The organism is Pseudomonas sp. NFPP28 (genome assembly GCF_900115535.1).
Lineage (GTDB): Bacteria > Pseudomonadota > Gammaproteobacteria > Pseudomonadales > Pseudomonadaceae > Aquipseudomonas > Aquipseudomonas extremorientalis.
Window position 1 is genome coordinate 90,089 of sequence record NZ_FOWT01000008.1, and the last position, 24,127, is coordinate 114,215.

Annotated in this window: 23 protein-coding genes; 17 read left to right on the forward strand and 6 right to left on the reverse strand. The window is 61.3% G+C overall.

The window, feature by feature from the left end:
• Positions 1–2 precede the first annotated feature (2 nt).
• On the forward strand, positions 3–485 hold the full coding sequence (locus BM110_RS20795) for a 2-thiouracil desulfurase family protein (RefSeq protein ID WP_071490420.1): 483 nt from the start codon (positions 3–5) through the stop codon (positions 483–485).
• Here BM110_RS20795 and BM110_RS20800 read toward each other — a convergent pair.
• Positions 436–963, reverse strand: coding sequence for a transporter substrate-binding domain-containing protein (locus BM110_RS20800; protein ID WP_093514100.1), 528 nt, complete (start codon positions 961–963; stop codon positions 436–438). The genes BM110_RS20795 and BM110_RS20800 overlap by 50 nt on opposite strands.
• Positions 964–1,097: 134 nt before the next feature.
• Between BM110_RS20800 and BM110_RS20805 the strand changes: the two genes are divergently transcribed.
• Positions 1,098–1,538 carry a DUF4399 domain-containing protein gene (locus BM110_RS20805; RefSeq protein WP_092241842.1) on the forward strand — a complete coding sequence of 147 codons (441 nt, stop codon included), beginning with the start codon at positions 1,098–1,100 and terminating at the stop codon, positions 1,536–1,538.
• A 64-nt stretch (positions 1,539–1,602) separates the two neighbouring features.
• Here BM110_RS20805 and serA read toward each other — a convergent pair whose 3' ends face one another.
• Positions 1,603–2,832 carry a phosphoglycerate dehydrogenase gene (serA, locus tag BM110_RS20810; protein ID WP_071490418.1) on the reverse strand — a complete coding sequence of 410 codons (1,230 nt, stop codon included), beginning with the start codon at positions 2,830–2,832 and terminating at the stop codon, positions 1,603–1,605.
• Positions 2,833–3,037: 205 nt separating this feature from the next.
• Here serA and BM110_RS20820 point away from each other — a divergent pair, with 205 nt between their 5' ends.
• From BM110_RS20820 to BM110_RS20835, 4 genes are all read left to right on the forward strand, one after another.
• Entirely contained in the window at positions 3,038–4,432 is a 1,395-nt protein-coding gene (locus BM110_RS20820; RefSeq protein ID WP_016979015.1) for an FAD-binding oxidoreductase, read from the forward strand.
• A gap of 21 nt (positions 4,433–4,453) precedes the next feature.
• On the forward strand, positions 4,454–5,119 hold the full coding sequence (locus BM110_RS20825; protein WP_071490417.1) for a fumarylacetoacetate hydrolase family protein: 666 nt from the start codon (positions 4,454–4,456) through the stop codon (positions 5,117–5,119).
• Between the two features lie 227 nt (positions 5,120–5,346).
• Positions 5,347–6,273: an SdiA-regulated domain-containing protein gene (locus tag BM110_RS20830; protein ID WP_092241847.1), complete on the forward strand. Its 927-nt coding sequence runs from the start codon at positions 5,347–5,349 to the stop codon at positions 6,271–6,273.
• Positions 6,274–6,393: 120 nt separating this feature from the next.
• The gene (locus BM110_RS20835; RefSeq protein WP_092241850.1) at positions 6,394–7,302 is read left to right on the forward strand and encodes an SdiA-regulated domain-containing protein; all 909 of its coding nucleotides are present in this window, start codon (positions 6,394–6,396) and stop codon (positions 7,300–7,302) included.
• Here the strand turns inward: BM110_RS20835 and rpiA are convergent.
• Complete coding sequence (rpiA, locus tag BM110_RS20840) at positions 7,289–7,963, reverse strand: ribose-5-phosphate isomerase RpiA (protein WP_016979019.1); 675 nt, start codon at positions 7,961–7,963, stop codon at positions 7,289–7,291. The genes BM110_RS20835 and rpiA overlap by 14 nt on opposite strands.
• A 137-nt stretch (positions 7,964–8,100) precedes the next feature.
• Between rpiA and ilvA the strand changes: the two genes are divergently transcribed.
• Both ilvA and BM110_RS20850 read left to right on the forward strand, forming a co-directional pair.
• Positions 8,101–9,615, forward strand: a complete 1,515-nt coding sequence (gene ilvA / locus BM110_RS20845; protein ID WP_092241852.1) for a threonine ammonia-lyase, biosynthetic — start codon at positions 8,101–8,103, stop codon at positions 9,613–9,615.
• Positions 9,616–9,655: 40 nt separating this feature from the next.
• Positions 9,656–10,069: a DUF2269 family protein gene (locus BM110_RS20850; protein WP_093514101.1), complete on the forward strand. Its 414-nt coding sequence runs from the start codon at positions 9,656–9,658 to the stop codon at positions 10,067–10,069.
• A 102-nt stretch (positions 10,070–10,171) separates the two neighbouring features.
• Here BM110_RS20850 and BM110_RS20855 read toward each other — a convergent pair whose 3' ends face one another.
• Positions 10,172–10,828 (reverse strand): histidinol-phosphatase, encoded by a 657-nt coding sequence (locus BM110_RS20855; protein WP_092241857.1) that lies wholly within the window; start codon positions 10,826–10,828, stop codon positions 10,172–10,174.
• A gap of 143 nt (positions 10,829–10,971) precedes the next feature.
• Between BM110_RS20855 and BM110_RS20860 the strand changes: the two genes are divergently transcribed.
• Both BM110_RS20860 and ptsP read left to right on the forward strand, forming a co-directional pair.
• Positions 10,972–11,451, forward strand: a complete 480-nt coding sequence (locus tag BM110_RS20860; protein ID WP_003176750.1) for an RNA pyrophosphohydrolase — start codon at positions 10,972–10,974, stop codon at positions 11,449–11,451.
• A gap of 22 nt (positions 11,452–11,473) precedes the next feature.
• A complete protein-coding gene (ptsP, locus tag BM110_RS20865; RefSeq protein ID WP_092241860.1) occupies positions 11,474–13,753 on the forward strand; it encodes a phosphoenolpyruvate--protein phosphotransferase in 2,280 nt (759 codons plus the stop codon).
• Positions 13,754–13,878: 125 nt separating this feature from the next.
• Here ptsP and BM110_RS20870 read toward each other — a convergent pair whose 3' ends face one another.
• Positions 13,879–14,625 (reverse strand): NRDE family protein, encoded by a 747-nt coding sequence (locus tag BM110_RS20870; protein ID WP_092241863.1) that lies wholly within the window; start codon positions 14,623–14,625, stop codon positions 13,879–13,881.
• Positions 14,626–14,745: 120 nt separating this feature from the next.
• On the opposite strand from BM110_RS20870, the gene BM110_RS20875 reads away from it, so the two are divergent.
• From BM110_RS20875 to BM110_RS20885, 3 genes are all read left to right on the forward strand, one after another.
• Entirely contained in the window at positions 14,746–15,528 is a 783-nt protein-coding gene (locus BM110_RS20875; protein ID WP_071490409.1) for a sulfite exporter TauE/SafE family protein, read from the forward strand.
• Between the two features lie 78 nt (positions 15,529–15,606).
• Complete coding sequence (gene lgt, locus BM110_RS20880; RefSeq protein WP_071490408.1) at positions 15,607–16,419, forward strand: prolipoprotein diacylglyceryl transferase; 813 nt, start codon at positions 15,607–15,609, stop codon at positions 16,417–16,419.
• Positions 16,420–16,473: 54 nt separating this feature from the next.
• Positions 16,474–17,307 carry a thymidylate synthase gene (locus tag BM110_RS20885; RefSeq protein ID WP_092241868.1) on the forward strand — a complete coding sequence of 278 codons (834 nt, stop codon included), beginning with the start codon at positions 16,474–16,476 and terminating at the stop codon, positions 17,305–17,307.
• A gap of 138 nt (positions 17,308–17,445) precedes the next feature.
• Here BM110_RS20885 and cadR read toward each other — a convergent pair whose 3' ends face one another.
• Complete coding sequence (gene cadR, locus BM110_RS20890; protein ID WP_092241870.1) at positions 17,446–17,886, reverse strand: Cd(II)/Pb(II)-responsive transcriptional regulator; 441 nt, start codon at positions 17,884–17,886, stop codon at positions 17,446–17,448.
• A gap of 85 nt (positions 17,887–17,971) precedes the next feature.
• Here cadR and BM110_RS20895 point away from each other — a divergent pair, with 85 nt between their 5' ends.
• The 4 genes from BM110_RS20895 (at position 17,972) to BM110_RS20910 (ending at position 24,114) form a co-directional block, all read left to right on the forward strand.
• Entirely contained in the window at positions 17,972–20,224 is a 2,253-nt protein-coding gene (locus tag BM110_RS20895) for a heavy metal translocating P-type ATPase (protein ID WP_093514102.1), read from the forward strand.
• Positions 20,225–20,240: 16 nt separating this feature from the next.
• Positions 20,241–21,104, forward strand: a complete 864-nt coding sequence (locus tag BM110_RS20900; protein WP_071490404.1) for a LysR family transcriptional regulator — start codon at positions 20,241–20,243, stop codon at positions 21,102–21,104.
• Between the two features lie 237 nt (positions 21,105–21,341).
• Positions 21,342–22,406, forward strand: coding sequence for a putative 2-aminoethylphosphonate ABC transporter ATP-binding protein (locus BM110_RS20905; protein ID WP_093514103.1), 1,065 nt, complete (start codon positions 21,342–21,344; stop codon positions 22,404–22,406).
• 1 nt (position 22,407) lies between these two features.
• Positions 22,408–24,114 carry a putative 2-aminoethylphosphonate ABC transporter permease subunit gene (locus BM110_RS20910; RefSeq protein ID WP_092241887.1) on the forward strand — a complete coding sequence of 569 codons (1,707 nt, stop codon included), beginning with the start codon at positions 22,408–22,410 and terminating at the stop codon, positions 24,112–24,114.
• The last annotated feature ends 13 nt before the right edge of the window (positions 24,115–24,127 follow it).

The following is a 24,127-nucleotide window of genomic DNA, read 5'->3' on the forward strand; positions in this document are numbered from 1 at the left end:
GCATGCAAAAGATTCTGATCAGCCGCTGCCTGCTCGGGCACAAGGTGCGTTACGACGGTGGCGCCAGCGGGCCGTTCGACCAGTTGGCCGCGTGGCAGGCCGAGGGGCGTGTGGTTGCGATCTGCCCGGAAGTGTCGGGTGGTTTGCCAACGCCACGACCTGCTGCCGAGATCCCAGGCGGGCAGGGTGTGGATGTGTGGGAGGGGCGTGCCCAGGTGCTGACGGCCGAGGGCGAAGATTTCAGCGCAGCGTTCCTTGATGGTGCCCGCCAGGCACTGGCTCTGGTTCAACGCCACGCTATCCGCATCGCCGTGCTCAAGGCCAATAGCCCGTCCTGTGGCAACCTGCTCACCTATGACGGCACTTTTACCGGCGTGAAAGTGAGTGGCGAGGGCGTAACCGCGGCACTGCTCAAGCGCCACGGCGTGCAGGTGTTCAGTGAGCTGGAGCTGCCTGAGGCTGCGCGGGCACTGGCGCGGCTGTAGTCGGGGTTTCTCCTTCAAACCACTTCTGCGACAGCGCCTTTAACCGGCCATCCTCCTTCACCCGCTTCAGCGCGCCGTCCAGGCTCGTCTTGAACGCCGGGTTACCCTTCTGGAACGGGATCACCAAATCAGGCTCCTCGCGATAAACCTCGCTGAAATCGAACTGATCCTCAAGGTCGGCAGTCTTAGCGATATGGTTGATGGCCACGTCGTACTTGCCGGTTGCCACGCCGGGCAGCAAGTCGACGTCATCGGTGGTGATGAACGAGGAGCGCACATCCATTTCCTTTGCCAGCAGCTCACCCAGTTCCACTTCGAAACCGGTGAGTTTGTCGCCTTCCTTGAAGTTGAACGGAGGTGTATTGGCTTCAAGGGCGATGCGCAGTTCGCCACGATCGAACACATCATCGACCAGCTCGGCGTGAGCCAGGGGGCTCAGAAGGGGAAGCAGCAGTAACAGGCCAGGCGAAAAGCGCATGGTCACTCCTAGAGAATTTTTATGTGCGAGGCGCCGGTCAGCATCGCTTTGCTATGGTGTTGAGTGCCTTGGACAGCAATTTGTCGCGAAGTTGTCTTAACCCTACAGATTTCACAGAAAAACTGGAGAAGCGAATGAAAGCCCTTTTGTCCCGTGCCACCCTGGCCTCCCTGATGCTGGGTGCTTCGATGTTGGCAAACGCTGCTGATGTTCCCCGCACCCCCGCACCCAAGGGCGCCGAGGTGTTTATCGTCTCGCCCAAAGATGGCGCCACCGTCGACAAGACCTTCACCGTCAAGTTTGGCGTGAAGGGGCTGGACCTGGAACCGATCGACAAGCAGGTGCCCGGTGCCGGTCACCATCACCTGCTGGTCGACCAGGACGTGAAGTCGCTCAAAGCAGACGAGGCGATCCCGGCCACCGCCACCTCTATCCATTTCGGCAAGGCGCAAACCGAAACCGAACTGACACTGGCCCCAGGCAAGCACACCTTGCAACTGGTGGCGGGCGATAACGTGCACCGCCAGTTCGAGCCCACTGTAGCCTCGAAAGTGATCACGGTTAACGTCAAGTAAGATTTGTTCAGATGCAAAAAAGGGAGCCCCGAGGGGCTCCCTTTTTCGTGGTGCGGTCGAAACCTTAGAACAACACGCGGCTACGGATAGTGCCGTTGATGTGCTGCAGCTTCTCTTGCGCCAGGTCCGAGTACTCGGCGTCGACGTCGATCACCACGTAGCCGACCTTCTCGTTGGTCTGCAGGAACTGACCGGAGATGTTGATGCCGTTTTCCGCGAAGACCTTGTTGATCTCCATCATCACGCCAGGGATGTTCTGGTGGATGTGCAGCAGACGGTGTTTGCCAGGGTGAGCCGGCAGGGCCACTTCCGGGAAGTTCACGGACGATACCGAGGTACCGTTGTCGCTGTACTTGACCAGCTTCTCGGCCACTTCCAGGCCAATGTTGGCTTGGGCTTCAGCGGTGGAACCGCCGATGTGCGGGGTCAGGATCACGTTGTCCAGGCCACGCAGCGGGCTTTCGAAGATGTCGTCGTTGGAGCGAGGCTCAACCGGGAACACGTCGATGGCGGCGCCGATCAGGTGCTTGTCCTTGATCGCATCGGCCAGGGCGTCCAGCTCGACCACGGTGCCGCGTGCGGCGTTGATCAGGATGCCGCCCTTCTTGATGGCGCGGATTTCCTTCTCGCCGATCATCCACTGGGTCTCGGCGGTTTCCGGAACGTGCAGGGTCACGATGTCGGACATGCCCAGCAGCTCGGTCAGGCTGGCCACTTGGGTGGCGTTGCCCAATGGCAGCTTGGTCAGGGTGTCGTAGAAGAACACCTGCATACCGAGGCCTTCAGCCAGGACCGACAACTGAGTGCCGATCGAGCCGTAACCGACGATGCCCAGCTTCTTGCCGCGGATCTCGAAGGAGTTGGCCGCGCTCTTGATCCAGCCGCCACGGTGGCAGGAAGCGTTCTTCTCGGGAATGCCGCGCAACAACAGGATGGCCTCGGCCAGCACCAGCTCCGCCACGGAACGGGTGTTGGAGTACGGTGCGTTGAACACCGCGATGCCGCGCTCGCGCGCAGCAGAGAGGTCGACCTGGTTGGTGCCGATGCAGAAACAGCCGACCGCCACGAGTTTCTTGGCGTGATCGAAGATTTCTTCGGTCAGCTGAGTGCGGGAGCGAATGCCGATAAAGTGCGCGTCGGCGATCTTTTCCTTGAGCTGGGCTTCCGGCAGAGAACTGGTGATGTACTCAATGCTGGAGTACCCGGCGGCCTTCAGTACTTCGACGGCCGATGGGTGGACGCCTTCCAGAAGAAGGAACTTGATCTTGCTCTTATCGAGAGAAGTCTTGCTCATCTGCGTAAACCTGTATCCCGGAGAAAAATGGCAGGGAATCGGATCGCTTAAGCTGACCCGGACGGCAGGAAAGCCGTCACCGCAGAAACGCCCTTGGGCTCTGTCCTGCGGGGGCGGTATGCTAGCATACGCGCCCCGCTAAACACTCATTCCTGCGACGTGAAGCGTTCTCAGGATGACCATGAATTGTTCGAGAGTTCTGTCGATGACCCATCCTGCCCTGATTGATGAGCTAAAGACCCTGGTTGAGCCCGGCAAAGTGCTGACCGATGCAGACTCCCTGGAGGCTTACGGCAAGGATTGGACCAAGCACTTCGCACCCGCCCCGACCGCCATCGTCTTCCCCAAGACCACTGAGCAGGTCCAGGCCATCGTGCGTTGGGCCAATACCCACAAGGTGGCGCTGGTGCCATCCGGTGGGCGTACTGGCCTGTCGGCCGCTGCCGTGGCGGCCAATGGCGAAGTGGTGGTGTCGTTCGACTACATGAACCAGATCCTCGACGTGAACCTCACCGACCGCACCGCCGTGTGCCAGCCGGGCGTGGTCACCAAGCAATTGCAGAACGTTGCCGAAGAAAAAGGCCTGTACTACCCGGTGGACTTCGCGTCGTCGGGTTCCAGCCAGATTGGCGGCAACATCGGCACCAATGCCGGCGGAATCAAGGTCATTCGCTACGGCATGACCCGCAACTGGGTGGCCGGCATGAAGGTCGTCACCGGTAAGGGCGATGTACTGGAGCTGAACCGCGACCTGATCAAGAACGCTACCGGCTACGACATGCGCCAACTGTTCATCGGCGCCGAAGGCACCCTGGGCTTTGTGGTCGAAGCCACCATGCGCCTGGATCGTGCGCCGAAAAACCTCACCGCCATGGTGCTCGGCACTACTGACTTTGATTCGATCATGCCGGTATTGCACGCGTTCCAGAGCAAGCTGGACCTGACCGCCTTCGAGTTCTTCTCCGACAAGGCCCTGGCCAAGGTCATGGGCCGTGGCGACGTGCCGGCGCCGTTCGAAACCGAGTGCCCGTTCTATGCGCTGCTGGAATTCGAAGCAACCACCGAAGAAGTCGCCAACCACGCACTGGAAACCTTCGAGCACTGCGTGGAACAAGGCTGGGTGCTGGACGGTGTAATGAGCCAGAGTGAAACCCAGCTGCACAACCTGTGGAAACTGCGCGAGTACATCTCCGAGACCATTTCCCACTGGACCCCATACAAGAACGATATTTCGGTGACTGTCTCCAAAGTACCGGCGTTCTTGAAGGAAATTGACGCGATCGTCGGCGAGCACTATCCGGACTTCGAAATCGTCTGGTTCGGCCACATCGGCGACGGCAACCTGCACCTGAACATCCTCAAGCCGGAAAACCTGAGCAAGGACGAGTTCTTTGCCAAGTGCGCCACCGTAAACAAGTGGGTGTTCGAAACCGTCGAGAAATACAACGGCTCGATCTCCGCCGAACACGGCGTTGGCATGACCAAGCGCGATTACCTGACCTACAGTCGCTCGCCGGTTGAAATCGAATACATGAAGGCTGTCAAAGCGGTGTTCGACCCGAACGGGATCATGAACCCTGGCAAGATCTTCGCTGTTTAATCGCCCTGAAGGAGTCGTTCCATGAGCTACCAGCACAAGTATGTCGACGGCACCAACATCCACTTTCCGGTGGGGAAAGTGGTGTGTATCGGGCGTAACTACGCCGAACATGCCAAGGAACTGGACAACCCGGTACCGACCGAACCGTTGCTGTTCATCAAGCCGGGCAGCTGTGTGGTGCCGTTGGGCGACAGTTTCACTATCCCCACCGAGCGCGGTTCGGTGCATTACGAAGCGGAGATCGCGGTGTTGATCGGCAAGCCATTGTCGAACAAGCCCAGCCGTGAAGAAGTGCTGGATGCCATCTCCGGCTTCGCCCCGGCTCTGGACCTGACCCTGCGCGACAAGCAGGCCGAGTTGAAAGCCAAGGGCCTGCCGTGGGAAATCGCCAAGTCCTTCGACGGCGCGGCGGTGATTGCGCCGTTCGTGGTGGGCAGTACCTTTGCGGACGTGACCGACATCGGCATCCGCCTGACCATCAATGGCGAGGTGCGCCAGGACGGCAACAGCGCGCAGATGCTCAACCCGATCATCCCGATGATCCAGCACATGGCCGGCTGCTTCTCGCTGCAGGCGGGCGACGTGATCCTCACCGGCACCCCGGCCGGTGTAGGCCCGCTGAATGTGGGGGATGAGTTGGTGCTGGAACTGGCGGGCCAGCATCGTTTTGAAAGCGTTGTTCGTTAAGCACTGACAAAACGTGGTCAAAATTGTGGGAGGGGGCTTGCCCCCGATGGCGGTTTATCAGTCAAACATCTGTTGCCTGACACTCAGCAATCGGGGGCAAGCCCCCTCCCACATCCCAGGCTTTTGCATTTTTTTCACACGCCATCCGGATAATCCTCAGCCTCGTTCGCGCAGGCCCGTTGTTCCTGTGCTATCACCTAACGCTGACTTTCCGGAAAAAGCGCCCAATGGCCGTGTCCCTGCCCTCCGCTTCACCCAAGCCGCGTTCCCGTTTTGCCATGCGCTGGTATTCCTGGCTGTTGCTGACAGGGGTGATCCTGTATGGCGTGGCCTGGGCCCTGCACTGGGATGATCGCGGTGTGTTGTGGGTGCTGGAGCGCTTTGAGACGCCGGCTGAACGCCAGCAGAGCGTATGGCTGCCGGACTACCATGCGGTCATCGATGGCAAGCTCTTACCCGGGATGGAGAAGGACGAAGCGTCAGACGTTGCCTACAACCCACAGACCAAAACCCTGTTTTCCGTGATGGGCAAAAACCCGTTCCTGGCCGAGTTGAGCCTGCAAGGCGATGTATTGCGCAAGATGCCGCTCAACGGCTGGGACAACCCGGAAGGCGTGACCGTGATGGAGAATGGCCTGTTGGCGGTGGTCGACGAGCGCCAGCACACCCTGACCATCGTCAAGGTCGATGCGAGCACCACCCAACTGAACAAGGCCGACTTCACCAGCTATGACCTAGGCCCGTCCAAGGACCAGAACAAGGCCTTCGAAGCCATCACCTGGGACAAGCGTAACCAGCAGTTGATCCTTGGCGAAGAGCGCCCGCCCGCGCTGTTTACCTGGAAAAGCGACGGCGGCCCGACCCTGGCGGGCGATAAACAAACGCTGGCGAGCAAAGAACTGGACATGCGCAACCTCTCGGCCCTGTCCGTCGACCCGCGTACCGGGCATTTGCTGGTGCTGTCGGCCGACTCCCATCTGTTGCTGGAGCTGGACGAGAAGGGCCAGCAAGTCAGCTTCATGACCCTGCTCGGCGGTTTCAACGGCCTCAAGCGCACCATTCCCCGTGCCGAAGGGGTGACCATGGACGAGGAGGGCACGCTGTACATCGTCAGTGAGCCAAACCTGTTCTATCGGTTCGAAAAGCAGAAATAGCACACCGATTACGTCAGATATGTCTCTGTGAGCGGCATCTGCCAGACATCCGGGCGTGTTTAAGTTTAAATTCAGACGGGCGTGATATTCATTCGCCACTTTTGAATTTGAGCCCCCCCGATGCAACGACTAGCCCGCCCCAAACCCCTGTTCATCATGCTTGCGCTGATCGCCCTGGTCAGCGCCGGGGCCGTTGCGCAGCATTTTCGCCTGTTCGAACGTGCCTGGTTCAATTGGCAGGTATGGCGCCAGCCAGCGGACGAACGCTCCATCGGGCTGGCGGACTACCGCGTCACGCTGGAGGCCCAGGCCATTGAGGGGCTCGACGACGATGTCTCGGCCCTGACCTACGACCCGGTGCGCAAAAGCCTGTTCACCGTCACCAATAAAAACGCCGAGCTGATCGAGTTGTCCCTGGAAGGCAAGATCTTGCGGCGCATCCCCTTGATCGGGTTCGGCGATGCCGAAGCCGTGGAGTTCATCAGCGACAACATCTATGTCATCAGCGATGAGCGCCAGCAGCGGCTGATCAAGGTGCATGTGGACGATGACACCCAATTCCTCGACGCCGCCGATGCAGAGCAGATGACCCTGGGTTTGCATGTCGGTGGCAACAAGGGCTTTGAAGGCCTGGCCTACGACTCGGTGGGCAAGCGCCTGTTCGTGGCCAAGGAGCGCGACCCGATGCTGATCTATGAGGTGCATGGCTTCCCGCATTTCAAACCGGAAAAAACCTACTCGGTACACGTGATCAATAACCCCAAGCGCGATGCCGGGTTGTTTGTGCGTGACCTGTCGAGCCTGCAATACGATGAGCGCAGCGGCCATCTGCTGGCGCTGTCGGATGAGTCGTTTCTGGTGCTGGAACTGGATATCGACGGTCGCCCGTTGAGCAGTCTGTCACTGCTCAACGGACGTCATGGCCTGACGAAGCGAGTGCCGCAGGCCGAAGGCATCGCCATGGATGACGAGGGCGCGCTGTACCTCGTCAGCGAGCCTAACCTGTTCTACGTCTTCAAGAAGCCTTGAGGGTTTTGACGCCTTCGGCGGTGCCCAGCAGCAGCACATCGGCCGGACGCGCCGCGAACAGGCCGTTGGTGACCACGCCGACAATCGCGTTGATCTGCGTTTCAAGCTCCACCGGATTGGTGATCTGCATGTTGAACACATCGAGGATAATGTTGCCGTTGTCGGTCAGCACACCTTCACGGTACACCGGGTCGCCGCCCAGCTTCACCAGCTCGCGGGCCACGTGGCTGCGGGCCATCGGGATCACTTCCACTGGTAACGGGAAGGCACCGAGCACCGGCACCAGCTTGCTGGCGTCGGCGATGCAGATGAAGGTCTTGGCCACGGCCGCGACGATCTTCTCGCGGGTCAGGGCTGCGCCGCCGCCCTTGATCAGGTTCAGGTGTTCGTCGCTTTCATCGGCTCCGTCGATGTAGAACTCCAGGTCGCTCACGGTGTTGAGCTCGTACACCGGAATGCCGTGGCCCTTGAGGCGTGCGGCGGTGGCTTCGGAGCTGGCCACGGCGCCATCGAATGCGCCCTTGTGCTGGGCCAGTGCATCGATAAAGCAGTTGGCGGTGGAGCCGGTGCCGACACCGACGATGCTCTTGTCGTCGAGTTTAGGAAGGATTAAATCGACGGCGGCCTGGGCCACTGCCTGTTTGAGTTGATCCTGGGTCATGCGGGCTCCGGAACGGGCGGGGAGTTATCGAGGGGCGCGAGTATAACCCAACAAAACCTCTGGATTCGTGTGGTCGCCCGCCCAAACGCTGGGTTAGACTCCTTGGCCCTGCCCAACCCGCCCAGTGATATCCGCCGATGCTTGAACAGTACGTCAAAAAGATCCTCACCTCGCGCGTTTACGACGTTGCCGTAGAAACACCGTTGCAGACCGCCCGTCAGCTCTCCGAGCGGCTGGGCAACCAGGTCTGGCTCAAGCGTGAAGACTTGCAGCCGGTGTTCTCGTTCAAGATTCGCGGCGCCTATAACAAGCTGACTCAACTGAGCGCCGAAGAACGAGCGCGCGGCGTGGTCACCGCGTCGGCCGGCAACCATGCCCAGGGCCTGGCCCTGGCGGCGAAGGTGCTGGGGGTCAAGGCCACCATCGTGATGCCCAAGACCACGCCTGAAATCAAGGTCGAAGGCGTGCGCTCCCGTGGCGGCAAAGTGGTGCTGCATGGCGATTCGTTCCCGGAAGCCCTGGCCTACTCGCTCAAACTGGTCGACGAAAAAGGCTACGTGTATATCCACCCCTACGATGATCCGCACACCATTGCCGGGCAGGGCACCGTGGCGATGGAGATCCTGCGCCAGCATCCAGGGCCGCTGGACGCGATTTTCGTACCGGTGGGCGGCGGCGGGCTGATCGCCGGTATTGCGGCGTACGTGAAATACCTGCGCCCCGAGATCAAGATCATCGGCGTCGAGCCGGACGACTCCAACTGCCTGCAAGCCGCCATGGCTGCTGGCGAGCGCGTTGTGCTGCCGACCGTGGGCATCTTTGCCGATGGCGTGGCGGTGGCGCAGATCGGCCAGCACACCTTCGACATCTGCAAGGACTATGTGGATGAAGTGATCACCGTGAACACCGACGAGATCTGTGCGGCGATCAAGGACATCTACGACGATACCCGTTCCATCACCGAGCCGGCAGGGGCTTTGGGCGTGGCCGGGATCAAGAAGTACGTCGAGACCCGTGGTGTCACCGGACAGACCCTGGTCGCCATCGACTCCGGCGCCAACGTCAACTTCGACCGCCTGCGCCACGTGGCCGAACGCGCCGAGCTGGGTGAAGGCCGCGAAGCCATCATCGCCGTGACCATCCCCGAGAAGCCCGGCAGCTTCAAGGCGTTCTGCGAGGCCGTGGGTAAACGCCAGATCACCGAATTCAACTACCGCTACCACTCCGGCAGCGAGGCGCACATCTTTGTCGGCGTACAGACCCATCCGGAAAACGATCCGCGCAGTGCCCTGATCGCCAGTCTGACCCGCCAGGGGTTCCCGGTGCTGGACCTGACCGAGAACGAACTGGCCAAGTTGCACATTCGTCACATGGTGGGCGGGCACGCGGCCAAGGTCAGCGATGAAGTGGTGTTGCGCTTCGAGTTTCCGGAGCGTCCGGGGGCGTTGTTCAACTTTCTTAACAAATTGGGCGGGCGCTGGAACATCTCGATGTTCCACTATCGCAACCACGGCGCAGCAGACGGCCGTGTAGTCGCCGGCCTGCAAGTGCCGGCGGATGAACGTCACCTGGTACCGGCCGCCCTGGAAGCCATCGGCTACCCGTACTGGGATGAAAGCGATAACCCGGCCTACAAACTGTTCCTCGGTTGAGCGACTACGCTGAAGGGGCGGCCTTCAAGGAAAACGACACATGGAAACCCTGACCACCCTGAAAGTTATCCACATGGCAGCCACCGTGGTGTTGCTGCTCAGTGGCCTTGGCCTGGCGCTGCTGGCCTGGCGCAAACGCAGCGCCGGCCCGGCGGTGACCGTGCAGCGCCCGTGGGCGTTCGTCTGGTTGCTGATGGGCGCGTGCGTGGTCAGCATGCCGTTTACCGGCTGGTGGCTGGTGTACCTGGTTGGCTGGCCGCTGGGCCAGACCTGGATCCTGGGTTCCAGCATCCTCTATACCGTGGCGGCGCTGGCCTGGTTCTGGCTGGTGGCGCGGCTCAATCGCCTGCGCAAAGGCGAGGGTGGTAGCCTGAACTTCACGCTGGTGCTGGCGGTGGTCAGTCTGGCGGGGTTTGTGGCGATTGCCGGTCTGATGGGCGCCAAGCCGGTTTAAGGCTTTGGACCGAGTCGTCTGCATCGGGGGCAAGCCCCCTCCCACATTTTGACCGTGTGAACCCGATCAAGTGTGGGAGGGGGCTTGCCCCCGATAGCTTCATCAGCTGCGCAGCGTGATCACCGGCCAGCCGCGTTTCTCGGCCTCGGCCCGCAGATTCGGGTCCGGATCCACCGCCACCGGGTGAGTCACTTGCTCCAGCAGCGGCAAGTCGTTCATCGAGTCGCTATAGAAATAGCTGTCTTGCAGGCTGTACCCGGTTTCTTCCAGCCAGCGGTTCAAGCGGGTCACCTTTCCTTCACGGAAGCACGGCACATCGGTGCTGCGCCCGGTGTAGCGGCCGTTTTCCATCTCGCACTCGGTGGCGATCAAGGTTTCAACGCCCAGGCGTGCGGCAATCGGCGCGGTGACGAAACGGTTGGTGGCGGTGATGATGACCAACTTGTCACCGGCGGCGCGGTGTTTGGCCAGCAGCTCAATGGCCAGCGGCAGCATGATCGGCTCGATGCAGTCGCGCATATAGTCGTTGTGCCACTCGTTCAACTGGGTGATCTCGGTGCGGCCGAGGATCTCCAGGCAGAAGTTCAGGTAGGCGGCGTTGTCCAGCTTGCCGGCCAGGTAATCCTGGTAGAACTCGTCGTTGCGGGCCTTGTAGGCCACCGGGTCGAGAATCCCGCGTTCACAGAGGTAATCGCCCCAGGCGTGATCGCTGTCACCGCCGAGAAGGGTGTTGTCCAAGTCGAATAAAGCCAGGCGCATTGCAGTTACTCGCTGAAAAGTCTGTAAAAAGGCGTCCAGAATACGGTCTTTTCACAAGAGTGCACATAAGGTACGAAGCCTCGTTGCCGCTTCATCAACCTTTGTGGAACAATGCGGCGACATGCGTTTGCGAGGTTGTTGCCGTGATCGACCCCGATGGTTTCCGTCCTAATGTCGGGATTATTCTTACGAATGATGCCGGACAGGTGCTATGGGCTCGCCGAATCAACCAAGATGCCTGGCAGTTTCCTCAAGGTGGAATCAACCCCGACGAGACCCCTGAAGACGCCTTGTACCGCGAGTTGAACGAAGAAGTCGGCCTTGAGCGCGAAGATGTGCAGATTCTGGCCTGTACCCGTGGCTGGTTGCGCTATCGTTTGCCGCAACGCCTGGTGCGTACCCACAGCCAACCGCTGTGTATCGGCCAGAAGCAGAAATGGTTTCTCCTGCGCCTGATCTCCAATGAGCAGCGGGTGCGGATGGATTTGACCGGTAAACCGGAGTTCGATGGCTGGCGCTGGGTCAGCTATTGGTATCCGTTGGGCCAGGTGGTGACATTCAAGCGCGAGGTTTATCGTCGCGCGCTCAAAGAGCTTGCCCCGCGCCTTTTAGCGCGCGACTGACGACGGAGTTCGACCCCGAGCCATGCTCAATACGCTGCGCAAGATCGTCCAGGAAGTTAACTCCGCCAAGGATCTCAAGGCGGCGTTGGGGATTATTGTGTTGCGCGTCAAGGAAGCCATGGGCAGCCAGGTCTGCTCGGTTTACCTGCTGGACCCCGAGACCAACCGTTTTGTGCTGATGGCCACGGAGGGCTTGAACAAGCGCTCCATCGGCAAGGTCAGCATGGCGCCCAATGAAGGTCTGGTGGGCCTGGTGGGGACGCGTGAAGAACCCCTGAACCTTGAAAACGCGGCCGATCACCCGCGTTATCGCTACTTTGCCGAAACCGGTGAAGAGCGTTACGCCTCGTTCCTTGGGGCACCGATCATTCACCACCGCCGCGTCGTCGGCGTGTTGGTCATCCAGCAGAAAGAGCGCCGTCAGTTCGACGAAGGTGAAGAAGCCTTCCTCGTGACCATGAGCGCGCAGCTCGCCGGGGTTATCGCCCACGCCGAGGCCACTGGCTCGATTCGCGGCCTGGGGCGCGAAGGCAAGGGTATCCAGGAAGCCAAGTTCGTTGGTGTACCCGGTTCGCCAGGCGCTGCGGTCGGTACGGCGGTGGTCATGCTACCGCCGGCGGATCTGGACGTGGTGCCGGACAAGACCGTCACCGACATCGACGCTGAAATCAAACTGTTCAAGACCGCCCTGGAAGGCGTGCGCGCCGACATGCGCAACCTGTCGACCAAGCTGGCCACCCAACTGCGCCCCGAAGAGCGCGCGCTGTTCGACGTGTACCAGATGATGCTCGACGACGCGTCGCTGGGTAATGAAGTCAAGACCGTGATCAAGACCGGCCAGTGGGCCCAGGGTGCGCTGCGCCAGGTGGTCACCGATCACGTCAACCGTTTCGAACTGATGGACGACGCCTACCTGCGCGAACGGGCCTCGGATGTGCGCGACCTCGGTCGCCGTCTGCTGGCGTACCTGCAGGAAGATCGCACCACCAACCTGGTCTACCCCGACAACACCATCCTGATCAGCGAAGAGCTGACCGCGACGATGCTTGGCGAAGTGCCGGAAGGCAAACTGGTCGGCCTGGTGTCGGTACTCGGCTCGGGTAACTCCCACGTCGCGATCCTGGCCCGGGCCATGGGCATCCCGACGGTGATGGGCCTGGTAGACCTGCCGTATTCCAAGGTGGATGGTATCGACATGATTGTCGATGGCCATCGCGGCGAAGTCTTCACCAACCCCAGCGAAGTGCTGCGCAAGCAATACGCCGAAGTGGTCGAGGAAGAGAAGCAACTGGCGCTGGGCCTCGATTCATTGCGCGAGTTGCCATGCGTGACCACCGATGGTCACCGTGTGCCGCTGCTGGTGAATACCGGCCTGCTCGCCGACGTGGCCCGTGCGCAACAGCGTGGCGCCGAAGGGGTGGGGCTGTACCGCACAGAAGTGCCGTTCATGATCAACCAGCGTTTCCCGAGCGAGAAGGAGCAGCTGGCGATTTATCGCGAGCAACTGCAGGCCTTCCACCCGTTGCCGGTGACCATGCGCAGCCTGGACATCGGCGGCGACAAGTCACTGTCGTATTTCCCGATCAAAGAGGACAACCCGTTCCTCGGCTGGCGCGGCATTCGCGTCACCCTCGACCACCCGGAAATCTTCCTGGTTCAGACCCGCGCCATGCTCAAGGCCAGCGAAGGCCTGAACAACCTGCGCATCCTGCTGCCGATGATCTCCGGCACCCATGAGCTGGAAGAGGCGCTGCACCTGATCCACCGCGCCTGGGGCGAAGTACGCGATGAAGGCGCCGACGTACCGATGCCGCCGATTGGCGTGATGATCGAGATCCCGGCGGCGGTGTACCAGGCCAAGGAACTGGCGCGGCAGGTGGACTTCCTGTCAGTGGGGTCCAACGACCTGACTCAATACCTGCTGGCTGTGGACCGTAACAACCCACGGGTGGCCGACCTCTACGACTACCTGCACCCGGCGGTGCTGCAAGCCCTGCAACATGTGGTGCGCGACGCCCATGCCGAAGGCAAGCCGGTGAGCATCTGCGGCGAAATGGCTGGTGACCCGGCGGCGGCGGTGCTGTTGATGGCGATGGGCTTTGACAGCCTGTCGATGAACGCCACCAACTTGCCTAAGGTGAAGTGGATGCTGCGCCAGGTGGAGCTGAGCATGGCCAAGGAGCTGCTGGCGAAGTTGATGACTATCGACAACCCGCAGGTTATCCACAGCTCGTTGCAGTTAGCCTTGAAAAACCTGGGACTGACGCGGATGATCAACCCGGCCTCGGCCAAAACCTTGTAAGGCCTGACACAAATCAAAATGTGGGAGGGGGCTTGCCCCCGATGAGGGAGTGTCAGCAGCAAATGTGTTGCTGACACACCGCTATCGGGGGCAAGCCCCCTCCCACATTTGGTTTTGTGGTGTGGCTAGATATTGAGTTCAACCTCGCCAAGCCGCCCACCATGCGGCCCAAAACTGCGCTCCACCATCCGCCGCGACCCATCCGCATTCACGATCAACGCCGTACTCGCCCTGGTCCCATAACTTGGGCTGGCGATAAACACGCTCGACAATAAACTTTCCGTCGCCAACCCCACCCCTGTATCTGGCAGATCGGCAAACGGCGCTGTCTGCGGATCACTCAAAATCCCCAACAGTGCCTCCGGCTGCGGATCATCCAACAGCGCGCTCAACGCCGCCCTGGCCTTGAGCAACTTGGGCCACGGCGTATCCAGCCCCGCGTTGGATAGCCCATACACCCCGGCCTTCAGGCGCGTGGGCTCGGTATGGTTGGCGTTGTAATGCCACAGCTCATCCCGCGTGCCCACCAGCAGATTGAATCCGGCATATTCAATCGAACGGCCGTTAACATCGGCTAAATATTCGTCAATCGGCAGCGAACCGTTGAGAAACCGCGCCACTAATTCCCCCCGTGACTTACGGGCCGGCGGTTGATGAGGATCACGGATATTGGTCAGGGCAGCGAAGCGCCCGTCGGCGTTCACGCCCAGCCAAGTGCCACCGGCTTCCTGGTCACGGCCGGCGTACACCTGTGGCGCATCCGGCCACTGGGCCAGCGGCAGGCTGGGGCGGGCGTAGAACTCATCGCGGTTGGCCGCGACGATCAGCGGCTGGGCGTGGCCCGGCCGCCAGGCAAAAACAATCAGGCACATCAGGCGATCCCTTTTGTGTTTTCAACCACTCTACCCACTCAAGCAGAGGCGTTCCATCGTATCCAGTTGGGTCGCATGCCTTCCATCCGTTAACATGCCGGACTTGGTTCGGGGGCTCCCATGGAATTTCTGCTGTATTTGCTGCTCGGCGCCTGTGCGGGCGTGCTCGCCGGGCTGTTCGGCGTGGGCGGCGGGATCATCATCGTGCCGGTGCTGGTGTTCAGCTTCACCTTGCAGGGGTTTGACCCGCAGGTCCTTACCCACCTGGCGGTGGGTACTTCCCTGGCGACGATCATCTTTACCTCGGTGAATGCCGTGCGTGAACACCACCGGCGGGGCGCGGTGCGTTGGCCGATCTTTGTGTGGATGACCGTGGGCATCCTGATTGGCGCCGGCTTTGGCGCGCTGACTGCCGAGGCGATTTCCGGCCCGCACCTGCAAAAGATCATTGGCGTGTTTGCCTTGCTGGTGGCCGTGCAGCTGGCCCTGGAGGTCAAGCCCAAGGCCAGCCGTACGGTGCCGGGCAAGGTTGGCCTGACCGTGGCGGGGACGTTTATCGGCTGGGCCTCGGCGATTTTCGGAATTGGCGGCGGTTCGCTGACCGTGCCGTTCCTGACCTGGCGCAGCGTGCCGATGCAGCAGGCGGTGGCCACTTCATCGGCCTGTGGCTTGCCGATTGCGGTGGCCAGTGCATTAAGTTTCATGATTCTGGGCTGGCATGACCCGCTGTTGCCCGCTCATAGTCTAGGGTTCGTGTATTTGCCAGCGCTGTTGGGCATTGCCCTGACCAGCATGGTGTTCGCCCGTTTCGGCGCACGCCTGGCGCATCGCTTGTCGCCGCGGTTGCTCAAGCGGTTGTTCGCCGGGTTGCTGTTCTGTGTCGGTTTGAACTTTTTGCTTTGAAAAAACTTGAGTAATGCAGGCTTAATCGCGGCCCGGCATGGTCCGCACGCCTAACGAATGATTTAACGAGGAGTCGCAATGCTGCCTTACCCGCAGATCGACCCGGTGGCCCTGGCCATCGGTCCGCTGAAAATCCACTGGTACGGGTTGATGTACCTGATCGGCATCGGCGGTGCCTGGTTTCTGGCCTCCCGACGCCTGAACCGGTTCGACCCGACCTGGACCAAGGAGAAACTCTCCGACATGGTCTTCTGGCTGTCGATGGGGGTGATTGTCGGCGGGCGACTCGGCTACGTGCTGTTCTATGATCTGTCCGCGTACATCGCCAACCCGACATTGATCTTCGAAGTATGGAAAGGCGGCATGGCGTTCCACGGCGGCTTTATCGGTGTGATGATCGCTGCCTGGTGGTTCGGTCGCCGCAACGGCAAGTCGTTCTTCCAACTGATGGACTTCGTCGCGCCGATGGTGCCGATCGGCCTGGGCGCCGGGCGTATCGGCAACTTCATCAACGCCGAGTTGTGGGGCAAGCCGACCGACGTGCCGTGGGCCATGGTGTTCCCGCCGTTCAGCGATCCGGCGCAACTGCCGCGCCACCCGTCGCAGCTCTACCAGTTTGCGTTGGAAGGCGTGGCGCTGTTCCTTATCCTGTACATCTTTTCGCGCAAACCGCGCCCGACCATGGCGGTTTCCGGCATGTTCGCGCTGTTCTATGGGATCTTCCGCTTTATCGTCGAGTTCGTGCGTGTGCCGGATGCGCAACTGGGCTACCTGGCGTTCGGTTGGGTGACCATGGGCCAGATCCTCAGCCTGCCGATGATCATCGGTGGCCTGGGCCTGCTGTGGTGGGCGTACAACCGCCCGCAACCTCTGAAGAACACCGCGCTTTAAATTCGAATGCCCAGGTCTTTATCTGGCCTGGGCTTCAACGATACGGGTACCAACATGAAGCAATATCTCGAGCTACTGAACGACGTCGTGACCAATGGATTGACCAAGGGCGATCGCACCGGTACCGGCACCAAAGCCGTGTTTGCCCGTCAGTATCGGCATAACCTGGCCGACGGCTTCCCGCTGCTGACCACCAAGAAGCTTCACTTCAAAAGCATTGCCAATGAACTGATCTGGATGTTGAGCGGCAACACCAACATCAAGTGGCTGAACGAAAACGGCGTGCGCATCTGGGACGAATGGGCCACCGAAGACGGCGATCTGGGCCCGGTGTACGGCGAACAGTGGACCGCCTGGCCAACCAAGGACGGCGGCACGATCAACCAGATCGACTACATGGTCCACACCCTCAAGACCAACCCCAACAGCCGCCGCATCCTGTTCCACGGCTGGAACGTCGAGTACCTGCCGGACGAAACCAAGAGCCCCCAGGAAAACGCCCGCAACGGCAAACAAGCCCTGCCACCGTGCCACCTGCTGTACCAGGCGTTCGTGCATGACGGTCACCTGTCGATGCAGCTGTATATCCGCAGCTCCGACGTCTTCCTCGGCCTGCCGTACAACACCGCCGCGCTGGCCTTGCTCACCCATATGCTGGCCCAGCAGTGCGACCTGATCCCCCATGAGATCATCGTCACCACCGGCGACACCCACGCCTACAGCAACCACATGGACCAGATCCGCACCCAGCTGGCGCGCACGCCGAAGAAGCTGCCGGAACTGGTGATCAAGCGCAAACCTGCGTCGATCTACGACTATAAGTTCGAAGACTTCGAGATCGTGGGCTACGACGCCGACCCAAGCATCAAGGCTGACGTCGCCATCTAACGACTGTCCTGGTGTTAAAGTGTGGGCTTGTGTGGGAGGGGGCTTGCCCCCGATAGCGGTGGATCAGCCAAGTATTGGGTGGCTGAAACTCCCCATCGGGGCAAGCCCCCTCCCACATTGGAACCGTGTTGCCTTGAGTTAATGGCCGTGGCTTCTGCCCACATGTGAGGGCTCGGCCTCGCTGGCGGCAACACCTCCGCTGACCTCCAGTTGCTGCAAAATCCCACAGTGATCCCCGCCACCACAGCGCTGGCGCAGGTCCAGCAATTGCTCCTGCAACGCCAACAGCCCATCGATCCGCGCTTTCACGTGGTGGATATGCTCGTCGATCAGCGCATTCACGCTTTCGCACTGGTCCTGGGGGCTGTCCCGTAGCCCCAGCAGGCTGCGGATTTCTTCCAGGGTCATGTCCAGGCTGCGGCAATTGCGGATAAACACCAACCGCTCGGTGTGTGCCTGGGTGTATACGCGGTAGTTGGCATCGGTGCGCGCCGGCGGCGGCAGCAGGCCTTCCTTCTCGTAGTAACGGATGGTTTCCACCGGGCAGTCGGTCAGTTTGGCCAGTTCGCCGATCTTCATCGCAACAATCTCCAAATGGGTGCTTGACCCTATAGTGGCTACAGGGTCTTTACTTGGCAACAGGCACCTTTACGGACGCGACAGAATGAGCGATTCCATCCACACCCCGCATAAACACGAGCATGATCACGATCATGGCCCGAAAAAACTCACGCCCGTGCATGACCATGGCCACGGTGGCTCCTGCTGTTCCGGCACCCCGGCCCCGGCGTTGGTGCAATTGAGCGAAGCGCCCACCGCCGGCTCGCGGCTGAGCACCTTTCGCATCGAAGCCATGGACTGCCCCACCGAGCAGACGCTGATCCAGAACAAACTGGGCAAGCTTGCGGGTGTGCAGCAACTGGAATTCAACCTGATCAACCGCATCCTCGGTGTCACCCACGACCTGCCGACGACGGCGCCGATCATTGACGCCATCAAGTCCCTGGGCATGCAGGCCGATCCCATCGAAGAAGGCACACCCGCCGCCGAACCGCCCGCCAAGAAACACTGGTGGCCGCTGGCGTTGTCCGGCATCGGCGCGTTGGGCGCCGAAGTGCTGCACTCCACCAGCGCCGCGCCGACCTGGGTGATTGCCATCGTCGCGCTGGTGTCGATCCTCAGTGGCGGGCTCACCACCTATAAGAAGGGCTGGATTGCCCTGAAAAACCTCAACCTGAACATCAATGCCCTGATGAGCATCGCGGTAACCGGTGCGATCCTGATCGGCCAGTGGCCGGAAGCGGCGATGGTGATGTTCCTGTTCACCGTGGCCGAGTTGATCGAAGCCAAATCCCTGGACCGTGCGCGCAATGCCATCAGCGGCTTGATGCAGATGACGCCCGAGCAGGCCACCGTGCAACAGGCTGATGGTTCGTGGGCTGAGCAAGAGGTCAAGAGTATCGATCTTGGCGCCATCGTGCGGGTAAAGCCTGGCGAGCGCATCGGCCTGGACGGCGAAGTCACCGCTGGCCAATCCACCATCGACCAGGCGCCGATCACTGGTGAAAGCCTGCCGATTGAAAAGACCGTGGGCGACAAAGTCTTCGCCGGCACCATCAACCAGGCTGGCTCCCTGGAATATAAAGTCACTGCCGCCGCCAACAACTCCACCCTGGCGCGCATCATTCACGCGGTGGAGCAGGCCCAGGGCGCACGGGCACCGACCCAGCGCTTCGTCGACAGCTTCTCGAAAATCTACACCCCGGCGGTGTTCCTGTTTGCCCTGGGCGTGGCGGTGATCCCGCCGTTGTTCATGGCCGGCGCCTGGTTCGACTGGATCTACCGCGCCCTGGTGCTGCTGGTGGTCGCCTGCCCGTGTGCACTGGTGATTTCCACCCCGGTGACTATCGTCAGCGGCCTCGCGGCGGCAGCGCGCAAAGGCATCCTGATCAAGGGCGGCGTGTACCTGGAGGGCGGTTACAAGCTCGATTACCTGGCTCTCGACAAGACCGGCACCATTACCCACGGTAAACCGGTGCAAACCGATTACCTGGCGCTATTCCCCAACGTCGAAGACAGCGCACCGGCATTGGCCGCCAGCCTGGCTGGGCGTTCCGATCACCCGGTGTCGCTGGCGATCGCCAATGCGGCTGTGGATAAAAATCTGCCTACCCACGTTGTGGATAACTTTGCCGCCCTGGCCGGTCGCGGCGTGCGCGGCGAGATCAACGGCGAAACCTACCATTTGGGCAACCACCGCCTGGTGGAAGACCTGGGCCTGTGCTCGCCGGCGCTGGAAGAAAAACTCTTCGCCCTGGAGAAACAAGGTAAGTCCGTGGTGCTGCTGCTCGACAAGTCCGGCCCACTGGCGCTGTTCGCCGTGGCCGACACGGTCAAGGACAGCAGCCGCGAAGCCATCCAGCAGTTGCACGAACTGGGCATCAAGACTTTGATGCTTACCGGTGACAACACCCACACCGCCCAGGCGATTGCCGCGCAGGTTGGTATCGACCAGGCCCAGGGCGACCTGTTGCCGACCGACAAGCTGCAAGCCATCGAAACCCTCTACGGCCAAGGCCACCGCGTGGGCATGGTCGGCGACGGCATCAACGACGCCCCGGCCCTGGCCCGCGCCGAGATCGGCTTTGCCATGGCTGCAGCGGGTACCGACACGGCTATCGAGACTGCTGATGTGGCCTTGATGGACGATGACCTGCGCAAGATTCCGGCTTTCATTCGTCTGTCGCGGCAAACGTCGAGTATCCTCAAGCAGAACATCGCCCTGGCGCTGGTGATCAAGGCGATCTTCCTCGCGGTCACCTTCCTGGGCATGGCCACGATGTGGATGGCGGTGTTCGCCGACATGGGCGTGAGCTTGCTGGTGGTGTTCAACGGCCTGCGCCTGTTGCGCAAATAGACGATGAGAGGGTGGTGTGCTGAGTGCCGAGTTGAAGGCGTTTTATATGGTCGCCCGCCTGGGCAGCATTACCCAGGCGGCGAAAAAACTCGGCCTGAGCCAACCCACGGTCACCACCCAGATCCGCAATCTGGAAAGCCAATACGGCATTGAATTGTTCTACCGTGGCGGGCGTCGCCTCACCGTCAGCGACGAGGGCGCGCGGCTGCTGCCGATGGTCAAGGCGCTGTTGCAGCAGGAAGCGGATATCGAGTTTTTCCTGCGCAACAACGGCCAGGTCCAGGGCGCACTGAGGATTGCCGCGACGGCGCCGTACTACATCCTCGACCTGGTCAAAGCCTTTCGCGAACGCCTGCCGCAGGTGGAAGTGTCGGTGGAAATCGGCAACTCCCAGCAGGTGCTCGAAGCGCTGGACGATTACCGCGTCGACGTTGCCGCCTCCTCGCAATTGCTGGAAGACCCACGCCTGATTCGCCGCGTACTGGGCACCGACCCGTTGGTGCTGGCGGTGCACCGCAACCATCCGTTGGCCAAGCTCGACCATGTGCCGCTCAACGCGTTGGCCGGGCACACGCTGTTGATGCGTGAAGCGGGCTCTACCACGCGACGTTTGACCGAAGAACTGTTGCAGAGCGCAGGTGTGAGCTTCGGACCGCTGCTGGAAATCGGCAGCCGCGAGTCGATTCGTGAAGCGGTGCTGCGCAACATCGGCATCAGCATCATTGCCCGCCAGGAAGTGCCCCATGACCCGCAATTGCGCGTGCTGACCATCGAGAACGCGCCGCAGATTCCGGAGTATCTGTACTGCCTCAAAGAACGGAAAAGTGCTCGCCTGCCGGCGGCTTTTCTGGGGTTGGCGCAGGAAATGTCGCCGCTCTGAAGCGTGGTGATCGCCTTGAGGGCCAATCGGGGGCAAGCCCCCTCCCACACGTTTCGGGTTCACACGCTCGGAATGTGGGAGGGGGCTTGCCCCCGATAGCGATAGACCAGGCAACTCACCGCTGAGAGCCCTACCCAAATCCACGAATACCACTATCACCGGGTTTTGCCTTTCTGCCACACCAGGGACGCATTGCCCCCCTAGCATGGCCTTCATCCGTTCGATGAGGTGCCTTGCATGAACACAGCCCTGACCCAACCCGGCGCGCCCATGAAGGTGCGGGGTATCCAGAAACGCTTCGGTGCGTTTACCGCGCTGGATAACGTGTCCCTGGACGTCGCCGCTGGCGAGTTGGTGTGCCTGCTGGGCCCGTCCGGTTGCGGCAAGACCACCTTGCTGCGCTGTATCGCCGGCCTGGAACGCCAGGACAGCGGCGAGCTTTACCTGGGCAACCGCGATGTTTCCCTGCTGCCGCCCCAGGCGCGGGACTACGGCATCCTGTTCCAGTCCTACGCGTTGTTTCCCAACCTCACCGTTGAAGCGAACATCGGCTACGGCCTCACCGGCAGTGGTCGCGATGAAGTGCGCCAGCGCGTCGGCCAGATGCTCGAACTGGTCGGCCTGGTCGGTAGCGAAAAGAAATACCCCGGTCAGCTGTCCGGCGGCCAGCAGCAACGCGTCGCTTTGGCCCGTGCCTTGGCGCCCGCGCCTTCGTTGTTGTTGCTGGATGAACCGATGTCGGCCCTCGACGCCCGCGTGCGTGAGCATCTGTGTACCGAGCTGCGCCAACTGCAACGGCGCCTGGGCATTACCACGCTGATGGTCACCCACAATCAGGATGAAGCGATGCTGATGGCCGACCGCATCGCCGTGATGAACAACGGCAAGGTCGAGCAATACGCCACGCCCCAGGAGATCTACGACCGTCCGGCCACGCCGTTCGTGGCGGAGTTTGTCGGCCAGGGCAATTGGCTGCCGTTCAGCCGCAACAGTGCCAGTCACGCCCAGGTCGGCGGGATGAACATGCGCCTGGCCGACGATGCCGGCATGGCCAAGTCCGGGCGCCTGTTCTGTCGCCCGGAGGCGATCAGCGTCAACCCGCCGGTGCATGAAGAAAACCTGTTCCCGGCCAAGGTGCGCGAGATCACCTTCCTTGGCAACCGCTGCCGCATGAGCTTTGAGCTGGAGCAATTGCCCGGCCACCCGCTGCTCGCCGAACTGGCCCCGGAAGCCATGCCGCGCCTGGGGGCACAGCACATCTGGGTGGCCTTGCCGCCGCGCAGCCTGCAGGTGTTTGCCTGAGATGGCTGCTGTGATGACACTGCCACGCCAGGTTTCCCGCGCCGAAACCGGCGACAGAATTTTCGTCGTCGGCGGTAAACTGCTGTGGCTGTTGCTGTTGGGTATCGCTGTATTGATGCCGTTGCTGGCGATCTTCTGGCGCGGTTTCAGCAGCGAGGCCGGGCAGGGCGGTGGCCTGGTGGCGGCGCGGGAGCTGGTGACCAGCGCCAACTTCCATTGGCTGCTGGGCAATAGCCTGAAAGTGTCCCTGAGCGTGGCGGCCATCGTCGTACCGCTGGCCTACCTGTTTGCCTACGCCCTGCAACGCACCTTGATTCCCGGCAAGGCGATCTGGCGCGGTATGTCACTGCTGCCGCTGATGGCGCCGTCGATGCTGCCGGGCATTGCGCTGGTCTATCTGTTTGGCAACCAGGGCATGCTGCGCGGGCTGCTTTCGGAGAACATCTACGGTTTCTGGGGCATTGTGCTGGGGGAGGTGATCTACACCTTCCCACATGCCTTGATGATTCTGCTGTCGGCGCTGTCCCTGGCGGATGCACGCCTGTTCGATGCCGCCTCCAGCATGGGCGCCAGCCCGGCCCGGGCGTTTCGCAGCATCACCTGGCCGGCCACGCGCCAGGCGGTGTTCGCCGCGTTTTGCCTGGTGTTCACCCTGACCATCACCGACTTCGGTGTGCCCGTGGTGGTGGGTGGCGATTATCAGGTGCTGGCCCTGGAGGCCTACAAGGCGGTGGTCGGCCAGCAGCAGTTCGGGCGCGGTGCGCTGATCGGCATGGTGTTGCTGTTGCCGGCGTTGTTCAGCTTTGGGGTGGATGCCTGGCTGCGCCGCCGTCACGGCGACTCCATGAGCGGCCGTGCGCAAGTATTTCAACCGGTGCCATCGGCCTTGCGAGACGCCTGCTACCTGGCCATCGTGCTGCTGATCTGCGCGGTATTGCTGTTGGTGTTTGGCATGGCGGTGTATTCCTCGCTGGTGAAATTCTGGCCGTACAACCTGTCGCTGTCCCTCAACCATTACCAGTTCGAGGACACAGCCGGCGGCGGTTGGCTGGCTTACCGCAACAGCCTGACCCTGGCCCTGTGCACCGCGTTGATCGGCAGCGTGCTGATCTTCACCGGCGCCTACCTGATGGAAAAAACCAAGGGCCAGAAGGGCCTCAACCTGGCCCTGCGCATGCTCAGCTTCGTGCCGATGGCCGTGCCGGGCCTGGTGCTGGGCCTGGGCTACGTGTTCTTTTTCAACCTCAACGGCAATCCGCTGCATGTGTTCTACGGAACCATGACCCTGCTGGTGGTGTGCACCATTGCGCATTATTTGACCACTGCACAGATGACCGCGACCACCGCACTGCGCCAGCTCGACGCCGAGTTCGAAGCCGCCGCGCTGTCCCTCAAGGCGCCGCTGTACCGGCATTACTTGAAGGTGACGGTGCCGATCTGCCTGCCGGCGCTGCTGGACATCGTGCGCTATCTGTTTGTGTCGGCGATGACCACCGTGTCCGCCGCGATCTTCCTCTACAGCCCCGACACCATCCTCGCCGCTGTTGCCGTGCTGAACATGGACGACGCCGGCAACGTGGGCGGTGCGGCGGCCATGTCGACCCTGATCCTGTTCACTTCGGCCGGCGTTTCGCTGCTGCTGGCGTGGGCTTCACGTGGCGCGTTGCGCCGCTCCCAAGCCTGGCGCCAGACCGCGCCCGGGCAATAATCCTGAAGGAGGT

What these genes read in the sequence shown, in the direction of transcription:
- BM110_RS20795 (WP_071490420.1), top strand. Translation starts at nt 3, where the DNA reads ATGCAAAAGATTCTGATCAGCCGCTGCCTGCTCGGGCACAAGGTGCGT.
- BM110_RS20800 (WP_093514100.1), bottom strand. Translation starts at nt 963, where the DNA reads ATGCGCTTTTCGCCTGGCCTGTTACTGCTGCTTCCCCTTCTGAGCCCC.
- BM110_RS20805 (WP_092241842.1), top strand. Translation starts at nt 1,098, where the DNA reads ATGAAAGCCCTTTTGTCCCGTGCCACCCTGGCCTCCCTGATGCTGGGT.
- serA (WP_071490418.1), bottom strand. Translation starts at nt 2,832, where the DNA reads ATGAGCAAGACTTCTCTCGATAAGAGCAAGATCAAGTTCCTTCTTCTG.
- BM110_RS20820 (WP_016979015.1), top strand. Translation starts at nt 3,038, where the DNA reads ATGACCCATCCTGCCCTGATTGATGAGCTAAAGACCCTGGTTGAGCCC.
- BM110_RS20825 (WP_071490417.1), top strand. Translation starts at nt 4,454, where the DNA reads ATGAGCTACCAGCACAAGTATGTCGACGGCACCAACATCCACTTTCCG.
- BM110_RS20830 (WP_092241847.1), top strand. Translation starts at nt 5,347, where the DNA reads ATGGCCGTGTCCCTGCCCTCCGCTTCACCCAAGCCGCGTTCCCGTTTT.
- BM110_RS20835 (WP_092241850.1), top strand. Translation starts at nt 6,394, where the DNA reads ATGCAACGACTAGCCCGCCCCAAACCCCTGTTCATCATGCTTGCGCTG.
- rpiA (WP_016979019.1), bottom strand. Translation starts at nt 7,963, where the DNA reads ATGACCCAGGATCAACTCAAACAGGCAGTGGCCCAGGCCGCCGTCGAT.
- ilvA (WP_092241852.1), top strand. Translation starts at nt 8,101, where the DNA reads ATGCTTGAACAGTACGTCAAAAAGATCCTCACCTCGCGCGTTTACGAC.
- BM110_RS20850 (WP_093514101.1), top strand. Translation starts at nt 9,656, where the DNA reads ATGGAAACCCTGACCACCCTGAAAGTTATCCACATGGCAGCCACCGTG.
- BM110_RS20855 (WP_092241857.1), bottom strand. Translation starts at nt 10,828, where the DNA reads ATGCGCCTGGCTTTATTCGACTTGGACAACACCCTTCTCGGCGGTGAC.
- ptsP (WP_092241860.1), top strand. Translation starts at nt 11,474, where the DNA reads ATGCTCAATACGCTGCGCAAGATCGTCCAGGAAGTTAACTCCGCCAAG.
- BM110_RS20870 (WP_092241863.1), bottom strand. Translation starts at nt 14,625, where the DNA reads ATGTGCCTGATTGTTTTTGCCTGGCGGCCGGGCCACGCCCAGCCGCTG.
- BM110_RS20875 (WP_071490409.1), top strand. Translation starts at nt 14,746, where the DNA reads ATGGAATTTCTGCTGTATTTGCTGCTCGGCGCCTGTGCGGGCGTGCTC.
- lgt (WP_071490408.1), top strand. Translation starts at nt 15,607, where the DNA reads ATGCTGCCTTACCCGCAGATCGACCCGGTGGCCCTGGCCATCGGTCCG.
- BM110_RS20885 (WP_092241868.1), top strand. Translation starts at nt 16,474, where the DNA reads ATGAAGCAATATCTCGAGCTACTGAACGACGTCGTGACCAATGGATTG.
- cadR (WP_092241870.1), bottom strand. Translation starts at nt 17,886, where the DNA reads ATGAAGATCGGCGAACTGGCCAAACTGACCGACTGCCCGGTGGAAACC.
- BM110_RS20895 (WP_093514102.1), top strand. Translation starts at nt 17,972, where the DNA reads ATGAGCGATTCCATCCACACCCCGCATAAACACGAGCATGATCACGAT.
- BM110_RS20905 (WP_093514103.1), top strand. Translation starts at nt 21,342, where the DNA reads ATGAACACAGCCCTGACCCAACCCGGCGCGCCCATGAAGGTGCGGGGT.
- BM110_RS20910 (WP_092241887.1), top strand. Translation starts at nt 22,408, where the DNA reads ATGGCTGCTGTGATGACACTGCCACGCCAGGTTTCCCGCGCCGAAACC.